The 15,263-nt window shown below is 47.3% G+C and carries 9 protein-coding genes; 8 read left to right on the top strand and 1 reads right to left on the bottom strand.

Going from position 1 to position 15,263, the window contains the following annotated elements; translation table 11 throughout:
• Positions 1-11: 11 nt before the first annotated feature.
• On the bottom strand, positions 12-1,808 hold the full coding sequence (locus tag AC6R0L_RS02775) for an ABC transporter ATP-binding protein (protein ID WP_500628142.1): 1,797 nt from the start codon (positions 1,806-1,808) through the stop codon (positions 12-14).
• Positions 1,809-1,896: 88 nt separating this feature from the next.
• Here AC6R0L_RS02775 and AC6R0L_RS02770 point away from each other — a divergent pair, with 88 nt between their 5' ends.
• The 8 genes from AC6R0L_RS02770 to pyrD all read left to right on the top strand — a co-directional run bounded on the left by AC6R0L_RS02770 (position 1,897) and on the right by pyrD (position 15,175).
• The gene (locus AC6R0L_RS02770) at positions 1,897-2,370 is read left to right on the top strand and encodes a free L-methionine (R)-S-oxide reductase MsrC (RefSeq protein WP_334555386.1); all 474 of its coding nucleotides are present in this window, start codon (positions 1,897-1,899) and stop codon (positions 2,368-2,370) included.
• Positions 2,371-2,468: 98 nt separating this feature from the next.
• Entirely contained in the window at positions 2,469-3,098 is a 630-nt protein-coding gene (gene proQ / locus AC6R0L_RS02765) for an RNA chaperone ProQ (RefSeq protein ID WP_334555385.1), read from the top strand.
• Positions 3,099-3,115: 17 nt separating this feature from the next.
• Entirely contained in the window at positions 3,116-5,116 is a 2,001-nt protein-coding gene (prc, locus tag AC6R0L_RS02760; protein WP_500628141.1) for a carboxy terminal-processing peptidase, read from the top strand.
• 161 nt (positions 5,117-5,277) lie between these two features.
• On the top strand, positions 5,278-5,952 hold the full coding sequence (locus tag AC6R0L_RS02755) for a hypothetical protein (protein ID WP_487902002.1): 675 nt from the start codon (positions 5,278-5,280) through the stop codon (positions 5,950-5,952).
• A gap of 180 nt (positions 5,953-6,132) precedes the next feature.
• Complete coding sequence (gene pepN / locus AC6R0L_RS02750) at positions 6,133-8,742, top strand: aminopeptidase N (RefSeq protein ID WP_500628140.1); 2,610 nt, start codon at positions 6,133-6,135, stop codon at positions 8,740-8,742.
• Between the two features lie 69 nt (positions 8,743-8,811).
• Positions 8,812-9,030 carry a DUF2835 domain-containing protein gene (locus AC6R0L_RS02745; RefSeq protein WP_500628139.1) on the top strand — a complete coding sequence of 73 codons (219 nt, stop codon included), beginning with the start codon at positions 8,812-8,814 and terminating at the stop codon, positions 9,028-9,030.
• A 206-nt stretch (positions 9,031-9,236) separates the two neighbouring features.
• Positions 9,237-14,078 carry an NAD-glutamate dehydrogenase gene (locus AC6R0L_RS02740; protein WP_500628138.1) on the top strand — a complete coding sequence of 1,614 codons (4,842 nt, stop codon included), beginning with the start codon at positions 9,237-9,239 and terminating at the stop codon, positions 14,076-14,078.
• 86 nt (positions 14,079-14,164) lie between these two features.
• Entirely contained in the window at positions 14,165-15,175 is a 1,011-nt protein-coding gene (pyrD, locus tag AC6R0L_RS02735; protein WP_500626312.1) for a quinone-dependent dihydroorotate dehydrogenase, read from the top strand.
• The last annotated feature ends 88 nt before the right edge of the window (positions 15,176-15,263 follow it).

The raw sequence follows: 15,263 nt of genomic DNA, 5'->3' as shown, positions 1-15,263 counted from the left end.
AAAGGCGCGGTTTAGGCGTGAGTTTGTACCGCGCCGTATAGCGTTTGATATAAACCTTGCTGTTCGACCAGTTCGCCATGTGTCCCTGCCTGAGTGACTTGTCCATCTTCTAAAACGTAAATCAGATCCGCCTGTTTTACGGCAGATAAGCGATGAGCAACGATCAGAGTTGTGCGTCCCTTCAAAAATTCCGTCAAAGCACGGTGGAGGGCAGCTTCCGTTGCGGTATCCAATGCTGACGTTGCTTCGTCTAAAATAACAAATTTTGGATTGCTCAGCACCATGCGCGCAATGGCCAACCGTTGGCGCTGTCCACCGGACAAACGAATCCCGTTGCGGCCCACTTGCGTCTCGAGCCCCTCACTGAGTTGACGAATGACATCGTGCATTTGAGCAATCTCAAGGGCTTGCCACAGCCGCTCATCCGGGTAGTCTGAGCCAAGGGTCAGATTATGCCTCAGGCTATCGTTAAATAGTATAGGTTGTTGTAATACAACAGCAATTTGATCTCTAATGATATCGAAACTGATATCCTGACATGGCTCACCATTGAAACGAATGATGCCAGAGTCCGGCTGATAAACACCGATTAACAATTGAATTAAGGTAGATTTGCCTCCGCCACTTGCTCCAACCAATGCGACTTTTTTGCCTGCCGGGATGTTGAGCGATAAATCGCGCAACACCTTGTTTTCCTCATTATAAGCAAAGTTGACCTTTTCTATAGAGACGTCGACTTCTCGGTCTGGCGTGAATGGATTGACGGTTGACACTGGGCGCTGCTCTTCGCCAATACTCAATAGGCTATTGATGCGAGTCAATGCCGCTTTAGCGCTGTACCACGAAAACTGAATGCCCAACAATTCTTGCACAGGGCTGAGCATAAACCACAGATAGCCAAACACCGCGAAAATTTGACCAATCGTCAGGTCGCTAAACAGCACCATTAACATAGCGACAGCGCGAAACAGCTCAAAGCCAAGTAGGAACAGTAAGAAGGAGACACGCCCAGCCGCTTCAGATTGCCAGGCGTACTTGTCAGCATCGGATCGGATTTGATCGGCCTGTTCGGTTAACTGTTTGAGGTACGCTTTTTCTTTATTTGCGGCGCGCAATTGATAGATGCCATCGAGTGTCTCAATCAACCGATTTTGAAAGCGCTCGAACGATTGGTTTTCGCGCTTTTTAAGATGTTTCACTTTGCCGCCCAGCAAGCGGGAGAAGTAAATGACCACCGGATTAACCAGTAAGATGAACAGCCCCAAGCGCCAATCTAACCAGAGCAAAACAACAGCGGTGCCGAGAACGGTCAGTAGGCTTATCAGGAACTTGCTTAACGTAGAGCCAATAAACTGGTCAATGGTTTCAACATCGGTAATCAAGTGGGCATTGATGCCGCCACTGCCTCTTGTCTCGTATTCCTTCATGCTGATGCGACCCAATTTGTCGATCATCTTACGTCGCATTTCAAAAGTAATGGTTTTGGAGACCAGAGTGAACTGACGGCTCTGAACGATGTTCAGCGCCTGGCTTGCCGTGCGCATCACAATGACCAGTAGTAAGGTCAACACTATATAGCCGGTAGGGGTATGAAAGTTGCTCGGCAAGAGCCATTGCATGGCACGCAGCCCGGCACCGGGTTGGTCTAATAGCACTTCATCGACCATCAATGGCATCAAGAGTGGGATAGGGACACTGATTAAAGTCGCAGCAATCGCCACCAAATTCGCAGCGATTAACTTGGTCTTATGAAGTTTTACTTGAGTTATCAACCAAGAACGGCTAATAGTGTTGGGATTATCAATCATTATAATGAGAATGCTTACTATTTAGTTTGTGCGGATTGTACGCACAAACCGTGTGGAAGTCTCTAGTTTTCAATCGGATGTATATACAATGAACATAGAACAATACCAACGTTTAACCAAGCAAGCGGTTGCACTAATCGAATCAGAAACAGACCTTATCGCCAATCTCTCCAATGTCAGTGCGTTATTGAATATGGAGCTGGAGAATCTTAACTGGGTGGGCTTTTATCTGATGAAAGACGGTGAATTGGTATTGGGTCCATTCCAAGGAAAGCCTGCGTGTGTGCGTATCCCCGTCGGTAAAGGGGTGTGTGGTACTGCAGTCGCCACCAACAGCGTTCAACGTATCCATGACGTACACGAGTTCGAGGGACACATTGCGTGTGACGCCGAGAGTAATTCAGAGATAGTGATTCCTTTTTCAATCAATGGTGAAATCCAAGGCGTGCTTGATATTGATAGCCCAAGTGTGGGGCGTTTCAGCGAAATTGACGAGCAGGGGCTAACATTTTTGATGACTGAAGTGGAAAAGCTGCTTAATTCGCACGCTATCGCGGCATAATTTGCCTATTGGCTGTGGTTTTTCATTTGCAGGTCACTATAATACCTCAATTAAAACTCTTAATGCTCGCGGACAAGCCGCAATAACCAGGAATCCTCATGGAAAACACTGAAAAGTTAAAAAACAGCAAAGAAGTGATTGCATATATTGCTGAATGTTTCCCTAAGTGCTTTACTTTAGAAGGTGAAGCAAAGCCGCTTAAAATCGGTATTTTTCAAGATCTTGCGGACCGTCTCAATGACGACCCAAAAGTGAGTAAGACCCAGCTTCGTGCAGCGTTAAGACAGTACACTTCATCATGGCGTTACCTACATGGTGTTAAGCCAGGTGCAGTACGTGTAGATTTAGACGGTAACCCAGCGGGTGAACTAGAAGAAGAGCACGTTGAACATGCGAAAACTGCACTAGCAGAGAGCAAAGCAAAAGTTCAGGCTCGTCGTAAAGAACAAGCTCAAAAAGCGCGCGAAGAAGGGAAGGCCAAAGCGAAACCGGCAGCGAAGAAGCCGCAGAGCCGCCGCCCACAACAAAGTAAAGAACAGAAAGCCAAACAGCCTGTAGAAACGCGCGCATTGAATGCAGACGAAATGACCGTCGGCAACCAAGTGAACGTGAACATGGGCAAAGGAAATATGGCTGCGACTATCGTTGAAATCAATAAGGAAGATGTGCGCGTCCAACTGTCTAACGGCCTACAAATGGTTGTGAAAGCGGAGCACTTGCGCGCATAAAGGAGAATCTCCTACGCATGAAATGCCGTTCAAAATTCTCGCTGATTGCTGCCGGCCTCTGGCTGGCAGCGTCTTCAGCCCATGCTCTTGAAGCTAAACTGAGTCTAAAAGACTTACCCGTACTCGCTCCCGAGACTCAACACGAAACTGCCAGTAAGCGCGTGACTTCTCGATTCACACGCTCTCACTATAAACATTTCACTCTCGACGATACCTTCTCTCAAGCCATTTTCGATCGCTACATCGAAATGCTCGACTACAACAAAAATATCTTTACTCAAGCGGATATTGACTCGTTCAAAGAGTGGGCGGTAGGGATTGACGATCAGCTCAAATCCGGCAACAACCAAATTGCGTTTGATGTCTATAACTTGTCGATGAAGCGTCGTTATGAACGTTTTCAAACTGCTCTGGCGCTGCTTGATGACGAAATGACGTTTGATGTCGATGAAAGCATTGAGCTTGACCGCAGCAAAGCCGCTTGGCCAAAAGATAAAGCTGAGTTGGATGAGTTGTGGCGTAAACGTGTTAAGTATGATGCATTGAATCTCAAACTCACAGGTAAAGAGTGGAAAGAGATCAAAGAGGTGCTTGAGAAACGTTACAACAATGCGCTTAAGCGTCTCAGCCAAACGCACAATGAAGATGCCTTCCAGTTGTATATGAATGCCTTTGCGCGTGAAGTTGACCCGCACACCAGTTACCTCTCTCCGCGCAGTGCGGATCAATTTCAAACTGAGATGAATTTATCGCTCGAAGGAATTGGTGCAGTGTTGCAGATGACCGATGACTATACTGTCATTCGTTCATTAGTGGCTGGTGGACCGGCATCGAATAGCAAGCAGTTGTCCGAAGGGGATCGTATTATCGGTGTCGGCCAAGATGGTGAAGCGATCGTTGATGTTATCGGTTGGCGCCTTGATGATGTGGTTCAATTGATCAAAGGGCCGAAAGGCACCAAGGTGAATTTGCAAATCTTGCCTGAGGGTAAAGAGGCGAAATCGCAAGTCATTACTATCGTGCGCGACAAAATTCGTTTAGAAGATCGTGCGGTCAAATCAGAAGTGATTGAGCGTGATGGCAAGAAGATTGGTGTGCTCGAAGTGCCGAGTTTTTATGTCGGACTATCTAAAGATACCGACGAGCAAATCTCCCAACTCAAAGCGAAAGGTGTCGATGGCATCATTGTCGATCTCCGTAATAACGGCGGCGGTGCGTTAACCGAAGCCACTGCGCTGTCTGGTCTCTTTATTACTAGCGGTCCGGTGGTGCAAGTTCGCGACAGTTATGGCCGTGTGAACGTGAATGCAGACACAGACGACAAAATCAGCTACGACGGCCCGATGACGGTATTGATTAACCGTTATAGTGCGTCCGCGTCAGAAATTTTTGCCGCTGCGATGCAAGATTACGGGCGAGCGATCATTCTCGGTGAGAACTCATTTGGTAAAGGCACTGTGCAGCAGCACCGCTCTCTCAACCATATCTACGATTTGTTTGATAAAGAGTTGGGCTACGTGCAGTACACGATTCAAAAATTCTATCGAATCGATGGTGGCAGTACGCAAAACAAAGGTGTAGCACCTGACATTCCTTTCCCAACCGCTGTAGACGCGGATGAAACCGGGGAGAGTGTCGAAGATAACGCTCTACCTTGGGATAGTATTGATCGCGCCAATTACACCGTGTTAGCACGTAACGATACCTTGATTTCTGCATTAGACAACAAGCACAAAGCGCGTATTGCCAACGATTTAGAGTTCGGTTTTATCGCGCAAGATATTGAAAAGTATCGTGCTGAAAAAGATGACAACGCTTTGTCTCTCAATGAAAAAGTGCGTAAAGCGGAGAGTGAACAGGCAGATAAAGAACGCCTGGCTCGCATCAATTTACGTCAAAAAGCATTGGGTGAGGAGCCGTACACCGATCTTGACGACTTACCCAAAGACTACGAAGCGCCTGACGCTTATTTGGATGAGTCGGTGGCGATCATGGTGGACATGTTGAAGTTGCAGTAAGTCGGCATCTTTCCTGTTACCTGTCTTGTAATCCACAAATAACACCGAGCGAGCCTATGTGCTCGCTTTTTTTGTGTAGACAATTAATGTGATTTGGATCTAATTTTTCGCGTATTCGTAAAACCATGCCTAAGCTTTAAGAAAAGAGTGAGGGATGCGTGATGAAATGGATCGGACTAATTCTTTTGATGGGTAGCGCGTGGGTCAGTGCAGAAAGGCTCTCGCCCGAAGTACACGACAACAGTGATCTTACTCAATTTGATCACCCTTTCTTGTTGGGGGACTGGTATCTCGTTAATCCGAGTCCTGATGAATCAGCAGAAAACTTTCTCGCCATCAAGCTTTCGTTAAGCTCCAACTATCAGTTTCAAATCGACATTCAGAAGCGAGACTACTCGGTGGATCATTGGCAAGGTCTCTACACAGCCAACGATGATACCCTAATACTCGGACTCAACTCTTCTGAGCCACAAGCGTACCGCTATTCGGGTAATCACCATTTGCTTAATCTCAACGGTGTGACATTTACTAAGGCGCTCTCCAATTCACTGGCTGGCATTTGGTCGAGTCAGAGTTTAGGTGGACACGATGTCTCAGCCAGTGATGTCGATAAGATGGATTTAGTGCTGCAACCCGACTTTGTGTTTATGTTCCGTGTCAGCAACGATGAAGGGGATGAAGCGGTGCACCGCGGTGTCTATTACACAGAAGGTGAACACCTTGTACTTCTCTACGAAAATGGCGAGCACGAAACACGTTACGTACTCGACAGTGATACCTTGACACTAGAAATGGAAGAAGGGGCACTTTATGCGGTGCTCGATCGCGTTCGCTAGTGATATCGGCGAATCGATGGGTGATATATAGACAAAACGTGGTCTAGATGAATAAAAAGCGAGGTTATTGTCGTCAATACCTCGTTTTTTTGATTGGCTAGAGGTAAGCTAATTACGTTTGCCCACGAGTGCTTGATGCCCGTGTTGGCTCATCCCATATTCAGTCAAAAGGATTCAGACATGGCTCAGACTCCAAAAGCCAAATATCGCAAAGATTATCAATCGCCTTCTCATACGATTTCTACTATAGACCTCACCTTTGATTTGCATGATAACCAAACGGTGGTTACGGCTATCTCTCAGGTTCAGCAATGCAAAGAGAGCAGTACCTTACAGCTCGATGGTGAGAACTTAACTTTGGTTTCGCTGCAAGTGAATGGTGAGGTTTGGAGCGATTATCAGCAAACGGAGAGCACGCTGACCATCAACCAGTTGCCGCGCGAGTTTACACTGACCATAGTGACGCACATTGATCCTGAAGCCAATACCGCGCTTGAAGGCTTGTATAAATCAGGCGGTGCGTTTTGCACCCAATGTGAAGCGGAAGGTTTTCGTCGAATCACCTATTACTTGGACAGACCTGATGTGTTGGCCAAGTACACCACTAAAGTGATTGCAGACAAGGCGCAATACCCGTATTTATTGAGTAACGGGAACCGAGTGGCCGCTGGCGATTTAGATCATGGCCGTCATTGGGTTCAGTGGCAAGACCCACACCCTAAGCCGGCGTACCTGTTTGCTTTGGTCGCTGGGGATTTTGATGTTCTGCGCGATACCTTCGTGACTCGCTCTGGCCGCCCTGTAGATTTAGAGATTTTTGTCGACAAAGGCAACTTGGACAGAGCGCCTCACGCGATGACATCCTTAATCAACTCAATGAAGTGGGACGAAGAGCGTTTCGGCCTTGAGTATGACCTTGATATTTACATGATTGTCGCAGTCGACTTCTTCAATATGGGCGCGATGGAGAATAAAGGACTCAACATCTTTAATTCCAAGTATGTGTTGGCCAATGAGAACACCGCTACAGATAGCGATTATCTTGGTATTGAAGCGGTCATTGGCCATGAGTACTTCCACAACTGGACGGGTAACCGCGTGACCTGTCGTGACTGGTTCCAACTCAGTCTCAAAGAAGGGTTGACCGTGTTCCGCGATCAAGAGTTTTCTTCTGATCTTGGTTCGCGCGCTGTCAATCGTATCAACAACGTGCGCATTATTCGTGGACCGCAGTTTGCCGAAGATGCCAGCCCGATGTCTCACCCAATTCGTCCTGACAAAGTGATCGAGATGAATAACTTCTACACTTTAACCGTGTACGAAAAAGGCAGCGAAGTTATTCGAATGATGCACACGTTATTGGGTGAAGAGGGCTTCCAAAAAGGGATGAAGCTCTACTTTGAACGCCACGACGGCACGGCGGCGACTTGCGAAGATTTTGTTTCCGCCATGGAAGATGCATCGGGTGTCGATCTCAAGCAATTCCGTCTCTGGTACAGCCAGTCAGGAACGCCGACGGTCAGTGTGACCAGTGATTACGACAGTGATGCCAAGACGTTTACCTTGCATGTCAAGCAATCGACTGAGCCGACGCAGGATCAGCAAGACAAACAAGCGTTGCACATTCCATTTGATGTCGAGTTGTACGCCCCAACGGGAGAAGCTATTGAGTTACGCTGTAACGGAAAGCCGATTCATCACGTTCTCGATGTCACTCAAAGTGAGCAGAGTTTTGTATTCGAAGACGTCACTGAGCGTCCGATCCCATCGTTATTGAGAGAGTTCTCCGCGCCAGTGAAGTTGGAGTACGATTACAGTGACGATGAATTAACCTTCCTTATGGTTCATGCTCGCAATGACTTCGCGCGTTGGGATGCAGGCCAAATGTTATTAGCAAAATACATTCGCAGTAATGTTGAACGTATTCAGCAAGGTAATCTCGATGTCACGCTACCGGATGCGCTGATTGATGCGTTCCGCGGCGTGCTCTTGTCTGATGTTCTTGAACCTGCGTTTATTGCAGAGATGTTAGCGCTGCCAAGTCACAATGAAGTGTCAGGTTGGTACAAACAGGTTGATGTGGATGCCATAGCTGCGGTACTTAAAGGTATTAAAGTTCAACTTGCACAGCAGTTAGAGGATGAGTTCAGTGCGCTGTACCATGCTCTAGTGCAAAGTGACTATCGAGTTGACCATCAAGCGATTGGCCAACGTACACTTAGAAACACGGCGCTGGCGTATTTAGCGTATACAGAGCAGGGAAATCGTCTCGTTGAAGCGCAATATGATCAGGCCAACAACATGACGGACACCATGGCGGCCATGACCGCAGCAAATAGCGCGCAGTTACCGTGTCGCGAGCGTTTAATGAGTGACTACAGCGAGCAATGGAAACATGATGGATTGGTGATGGACAAGTGGTTCATATTGCAAGGGACCAACCCAGCGGGCAACGCACTTGATGTGATCAGGTCGACCATGAATCACAGTGCGTTTAGCTTGAAAAACCCTAACCGTACGCGCAGTTTGATTGGTTCTTTCTTGAACATGAACCCTGTCGCTTTCCATGACAAATCTGGTAAAGGTTATGAGTTCGCGGGCGAAATCTTAAGAGAGCTCAACAGCTCGAACCCTCAGGTGGCGTCGCGTTTGATTGATCCTCTGCTCAAGCTAGGTAAATACGATGAGCAGAGACAAGCCCTGATTCGCAAAGAGTTAGAAGCGCTGAAATCTATGGATAACTTGGCCAAAGACTTGTTCGAAAAAGTCAGCAAGGCGCTAGAAGCCTAAGCATCCACTAGCCAACAGTAGCACGGATTCGTGCTACTGTTTATTTATACAGTAATGCATTAATAACTCATGAACCACTACTATTTCTCGCTCAATATCTCTTATCAATCGTTTCTCAACCACTACAATGGTGCGGCGAGCCAGATATTGGTGACCACGGACAATGGACTTCTTTTGCAACTGCCAGCGATGCGTTTTCGACCATTTGTCAGTCAAATCGGCTTGAAAGGACGATTCAGATTAACAACTGACCAAAATAACAAGTTTATTAAGTTAGAAGTTCTGTGAGAGATTGATTTCATAGAAGTTTAAATAGAACCTTAATCACATTCTCAAACATTTCACCTCCTACCACTCCTAAAAGAATTAACCATTTATCAATAAAGCTTTTACAATAAAGCGGCATTACCCGTGTAAAGCACTATTCTTACAACTAAAGAACGATGCTTACGACATCCCCCTACTTAAAAAAATTCTAATAGTGGAGTGTGAATATGACCGCGCGTGAAACCCTAATGCCGGTTCTGCTTGAAAAAGTCTACAAGCTGATTCAAGACAAACTCGAGCTTGCTCATCAACCTTTAGTCACTCAACTTGCTCAACACCTGTTCAGTAATATTGCTCAAGACGACCTGATTGAACGAAACGAATCGGATCTCTACGGTGCGGTCGTCAGTTTGTGGCATCACATCAATGAAAAGAAACCCGATGAGATATCGGTTCGCGTCTTTAACCCGACGGTAAGCCGTCAAGGTTGGCAATCGACGCACACTATCGTTGAAATTGTTGTCCCGGACAGTCCATTTCTTGTCGACTCAATCAAAATGGCGCTGAGCCGTTTAGACATGGCGTCACATCTGATGTTGCATGGTCCAACGCAAATCGAACGCGGTGCCAAAGGGGTGATTAAATCGATTAATGAGGGTGAGGGCGCGTTGCAATCGCTGTTTCATATCGAAGTGGATAGACTCAGTGACAAATCGGCGATGACGTCACTCAAAGATGAGCTGATCAAAATTCTCACCGATACCGGTATGGTGGTCAAAGATTGGCGTCAAATGGTTGAGAAACTTGAATTAGTGACCAACCAGCTGGAAGCACAAAAAGAGCGTATTCCCGTCGAAGGGGATCGCTATGAAGATACACTGAACTTTTTGCGTTGGCTTGGCGATCACAACTTCACCTTCATGGGTTATAAAGAGTATGACCTCGTCTCTACAGACGGCGATACAGAACTGCGCCCGACCAAAGAACAAGGTCTGGGTTTGTTTGCTAATCCCGATCGTGTACGCAGCGTGAAACTGTCTGACTTCCCTGATTCTGCGCGCCTCGAAGCGAAGAAACCCTTTTTATTGATTGTGACCAAAGGAAACGTCGCTTCTCGTATTCATCGTCCTGCGTATACCGATTACATTGGGATCAAAAAATTTGATGAGAATGGCAAAGTGATTGGTGAGCATCGTTTCACTGGGCTTTACACTTCTGCGGTGTACAACCAAAGTGTGGCGAGCATTCCACTGATTCGTGAAAAGGTTGAACGAATCCTCAAAGCCAGCGGGTATCGCGAAGGTTCCTACTCATACAAAGCGCTACACAATATCCTAGAAAACTATCCGCGTGATGAACTGCTGCAAGCAAAGGAAGAAGAGTTGCTTGAAGTCGGTATGGGCGTGGTGCAGATGCAAGACCGTGACTTGCTGCGTCTGTTTGTGCGCAAAGACCCGTTCGGTCGTTTCTTTAGCTGCATGGTCTACGTGACAAAAGATCGTTACAACACCGAGTTGCGTCGTCAAACTCAACGCATCTTGAAACAGTATTTTGGTTGTGAGCAAGAAGTGGAGTTCACCACTTACTTCTCTGAAAGCCCACTGGCAAGAACCCACTACATCGTTCGTGTTGACAATAACAACATGGACATTGATGTGAAAACAATAGAGCAAAATTTAATGGAAGCATCGTCGACTTGGGATGATCGTCTCTCTGATGCGATCGTTGCGAACTTTGGTGAGAGTAAAGGGTTGCCGTTGTCGAAAGAGTACAACCGCGCTTTCCCACGATCCTATAAAGAAGATGTGATGCCAGGCTCGGCCGTCGCCGATATTGAGCGCCTCGAAGCGCTCAGTGACGACAACAAACTGGGTATGTTGTTCTATCGCCCGCAAGAGCTGGCCAAAGATTCGAAATCGGTGAGACTCAAACTTTACCACCGTGATGAGCCGATTCATCTTTCGGATGTGATGCCGATGTTGGAAAACTTGGGGCTGCGCGTCATTGGTGAATCTCCGTACGAAGTACACAAAGCTAACGGACAAGTTTATTGGATCCTCGATTTCTCGATGCTGCATAAGAGTGAGAAAACCGTTGATCTTCGCGTCGCACGCGATCGTTTCCAACAAGCCTTTGCGTCAATCTGGGCCGGAGACTTAGAGAGCGACGGCTTTAACCGATTGGTCCTTGGCGCTTCGCTAACTGGCCGGGAAGTCTCGATTCTCCGTGCTTACGCTCGATACATGCGTCAAGTCGGCTTCCCATTTAGCCAACAGTACATTGAAGAAACACTGAGCCATTACCCTGATCTTGCCAAAGGCCTAGTCACGCTGTTCGCTAAGCGCTTTGATCCTAAATTCAAAGGCAGCAAAAAAGGACAAGCGGACTTAGTCGAGAAAATGACTGAGCAGCTTGATCACGTTGAAAGCTTGGATGATGACCGCATCATTCGTCGTTACATGGAAATGATCACCGCGACGGTTCGCACCAACTACTATCAAGTGGACGACCAAAACCAGCCTAAACCTTGGCTCTCGTTAAAACTTCAGCCACGCAAGATCCCGGATATTCCTCAGCCGGTTCCGGCTTTTGAAATTTTCGTTTATGCGCCGGACATTGAAGGTGTTCACTTGCGTGGCGGAAAAGTCGCGCGAGGTGGGTTACGTTGGTCTGATCGTCAAGAAGATTTCCGTACCGAGATTTTAGGTCTGGTGAAAGCGCAGCAAGTGAAAAACACCGTGATTGTGCCGGTGGGCGCGAAAGGCGGTTTTGTTTGTAAACGTCAGCACACATTGAGCGGTCGTGACGAAATTTTTGCTGAAGGTCAGCGCTGTTACAAACGTTTTATTCGTGCACTGCTTGATGTGTCTGACAACATCATTGAAGGGGAAGTCATCGCGCCAAGTCATGTCGTGCGTCATGATGAGGATGACCCGTATCTTGTTGTTGCAGCGGATAAAGGCACCGCGACGTTCTCGGATTTGGCGAACTCAGTCTCCGCAGAATACAATTTCTGGTTAGGAGATGCGTTTGCCTCTGGGGGCTCGAACGGTTACGACCACAAAGCAATGGGCATTACGGCCAAGGGTGGTTGGGAGTCGGTCAAACGACATTTCCGTGAAATGGGCATCAACTGTCAAACGACCGATTTTACCGCGATTGGTGTGGGTGATATGGCGGGGGATGTCTTTGGTAATGGCATGCTGCTATCGAAGCATATCCGCTTGCAGGCTGCCTTTAACCATTTGCATATTTTCATCGACCCTGCTCCTGATTCTGCGAGCAGTTGGGAAGAGCGCCAACGTTTGTTTAATCTACCGCGTTCAAGTTGGGAAGATTACAATCCGGAATTGATCTCCAAAGGCGGCGGTGTGTTCTCTCGCAAGTCGAAGTCTATTCCACTTTCCCCTGAGATCCAAAAAATGCTAGGGGTGAAGAAAGCGTCCGCTGCACCGAATGAACTGATCAAACTGATCCTGCAAATGAAAGTCGATTTGTTGTGGAACGGCGGTATCGGTACTTACGTGAAATCGTCTAAGGAGACGCATTCGGATGTTGGTGACCGTGCGAACGATGTATTGCGTATTGATGGACGCGATCTACGCGCTAAAGTGGTCGGTGAAGGTGGCAACTTGGGCATGACTCAACTCGGTCGAGTGGAGTACGCATTGAAAGGTGGCCGCGTCAATACTGACTTTGTTGATAACGTCGGCGGTGTTGATTGCTCGGACAATGAGGTCAACATTAAGATCTTCCTCAACGGATTGGTGGCGAATGGTGACTTAACGGTTAAACAGCGCAATCAAATCCTAGAGTCGATGGAAGATGAGGTCGGTGAGATTGTTCTTGAAGATGCGTATTGCCAATCTGAATCGATCTCTGTCACCGAACACCAAGGCACATCACTAGTTAAGGAACAAATTCGCTTCATCCACACGTTGGAAAAAGCGGGTCAACTGGATCGTGCGTTAGAGTACATTCCTGACGATGAAACCTTATTAGAGCGAGAAAAGCAGGGTAAAGCGCTGACTCGTCCTGAGCTCTCTGTGCTGGTGGCTTATGGCAAGATGGTTCTGAAAGAAGAATTGGTGCATGACGACATTGCCAATGACCAGGTGCATGCGCAGCAACTGATCCAATACTTCCCAACAGAGTTACGCCGTAACTATGCTCAGCAGATGGACAACCATCCACTGAAAGCCGAAATCATAGCAACCATGCTCGCCAATCAAATGGTGAATGAGATGGGGTGCAACTTTGTGACTCGACTCCGTGAGGAGACGGGGGCGCATGTCGTCGATATTACCAATGCGTATGTCGCCGCGCGTGAGATCTTCGGTTTGGGTGAGGTGTTCACTCAACTTCGTGCTCTTGATAACCATGCTTCGACCGACGCTCAGTATGACATGATGTTTTATGTCCGACGTACGCTGCGCCGTCTGTCACGTTGGTTGATCCGTAATCGTACTGGTCGCCAATGTGTCAAAGCCATGATTGATCTCTATAAAGCAGATGTAGCAACCATCAAACAGCAACTTGATACCATGTTGGTTCCGGCGGAAGTGGAAGAGCACAACCAGATGGCAAACCGTTGGATTGAGCAGGGCGTATCCGAAGCGTTGGCGAGTTATGTTTCGCGTTTGTCGAGTCTATACTCAGTACTGGATATATCCACAGTGGCTCGTGAAAAAGGCAAATCGGTTGAGCAAAGTGCAAAACTCTACTACAACTTAGGCGATCGTTTGTCTCTCCACTGGTTCTTGAAACAAATCAATACACAAGCCGTGGACAACCATTGGCAAGCCTTGGCTCGCGCAGCATTTAGAGAAGATCTTGATTGGCAGCAACGTCAGTTAACTGGGCAAGTGTTGAGTTGCAACTGCGATCCTAAAGATCTTGATGTAATGAAAGCACTCGATGACTGGATTGAGAAAAACGAAGTGTCGCTCCATCGGTGGGAAAATATTCTCAACGAGTTTAAAGTGGGGGCAGTGCATGAATTCGCTAAGTTCTCAGTCGCATTGCGTGAATTGATGCTCCTCAACCTAAACTGCTCTGCCAATGAGTAACCGTTTGCGTTAATCGTTGAATTATTCGGTAAAACGTTGAATAATACTGCCCCGTTTATACGGGGCTTTTTTCTTTCGGAGGCACAATGCTTTACCGTCTTGCCAGAGCTGGCTTTTTCCAACTTGATGCCGAGAAGGCACACGATCTCGCCATTGAAAACTTCAAACGTTTTACCGGCACACCATTGGATCTTTTCTACAGACAGCAACTCCCGCATCGCCCAGTCGAGTGCATGGGGCTGACTTTCCGCAACCCAGTAGGCCTTGCGGCGGGTCTGGACAAAAATGGCGAATGTATTGAAGCCTTTGATGCCATGGGTTTTGGTTTTGTCGAAGTAGGGACGGTCACACCACGTCCGCAACCGGGTAACGACAAGCCGCGTTTGTTCCGTCTTGTTGAAGCACAAGGGATCATCAACCGCATGGGTTTCAACAACCTCGGCGTCGATAATCTTGTCGAGAATGTTAAAAAAGCCAAGTATGACTGCGTACTTGGTATCAATATCGGTAAGAACAAAGACACACCGATAGAAAAAGGTGCCGATGACTACCTAATCTGTATGGAGAAGGTTTACCAATATGCGGGTTATATTGCCGTCAACATCTCCTCACCAAACACTCCGGGACTACGTTCGTTGCAATATGGTGAAGCGCTCGATGAATTATTGAGTGAACTCAAAGCCAAACAAGCGGAGCTTGCTGAAAAATACAGTAAGTACGTGCCACTAGCACTTAAGATCGCTCCTGATCTGAGCGATGATGAGATCAGCCAGATCTGTCAGTCGCTCCTTAAGAACAACATCGATGGTGTTATTGCGACTAACACGACTCTAGACCGATCGATTGTGGAAGGAATGAAACACGCCAACGAAGCAGGGGGCCTAAGTGGTCGTCCAGTGCAATCTCGCAGCACCGAAGTCGTTCGACGTTTACATGAAGAGTTGGGGGATGCGATCCCTGTGATTGGTGTGGGTGGTATCGACTCATATGTCGCCGCCAAAGAAAAACTGATGGCAGGGGCAAAGCTAGTACAAGTTTATTCTGGTTTTATCTACCACGGCCCTGGCTTAGTGAAAGATATTGTCAAAAATCTATAATCTGTCCCTGTATTTCTGGATAGAGTGACACCGTCACCTGATAAATATGTCACTATAAATCGAGCAATCTAAGAGGAAATGAGAATTC

It is taken from the genome of Vibrio sp. R15-SG3-ISO1A, from assembly GCF_059833955.1.
Note: the sequence above shows the minus strand (reverse complement) of the source record. Positions and strands in the feature narration are given on the sequence as shown.

Coding starts and splice junctions, on each gene's coding strand:
- prc (WP_500628141.1), top strand. CDS start 3,116: ATGAAATGCCGTTCAAAATTCTCGCTGATTGCTGCCGGCCTCTGGCTG.
- pepN (WP_500628140.1), top strand. CDS start 6,133: ATGGCTCAGACTCCAAAAGCCAAATATCGCAAAGATTATCAATCGCCT.
- AC6R0L_RS02770 (WP_334555386.1), top strand. CDS start 1,897: ATGAACATAGAACAATACCAACGTTTAACCAAGCAAGCGGTTGCACTA.
- AC6R0L_RS02755 (WP_487902002.1), top strand. CDS start 5,278: ATGAAATGGATCGGACTAATTCTTTTGATGGGTAGCGCGTGGGTCAGT.
- AC6R0L_RS02775 (WP_500628142.1), bottom strand. CDS start 1,808: ATGATTGATAATCCCAACACTATTAGCCGTTCTTGGTTGATAACTCAA.
- proQ (WP_334555385.1), top strand. CDS start 2,469: ATGGAAAACACTGAAAAGTTAAAAAACAGCAAAGAAGTGATTGCATAT.
- AC6R0L_RS02745 (WP_500628139.1), top strand. CDS start 8,812: ATGAACCACTACTATTTCTCGCTCAATATCTCTTATCAATCGTTTCTC.
- pyrD (WP_500626312.1), top strand. CDS start 14,165: ATGCTTTACCGTCTTGCCAGAGCTGGCTTTTTCCAACTTGATGCCGAG.
- AC6R0L_RS02740 (WP_500628138.1), top strand. CDS start 9,237: ATGACCGCGCGTGAAACCCTAATGCCGGTTCTGCTTGAAAAAGTCTAC.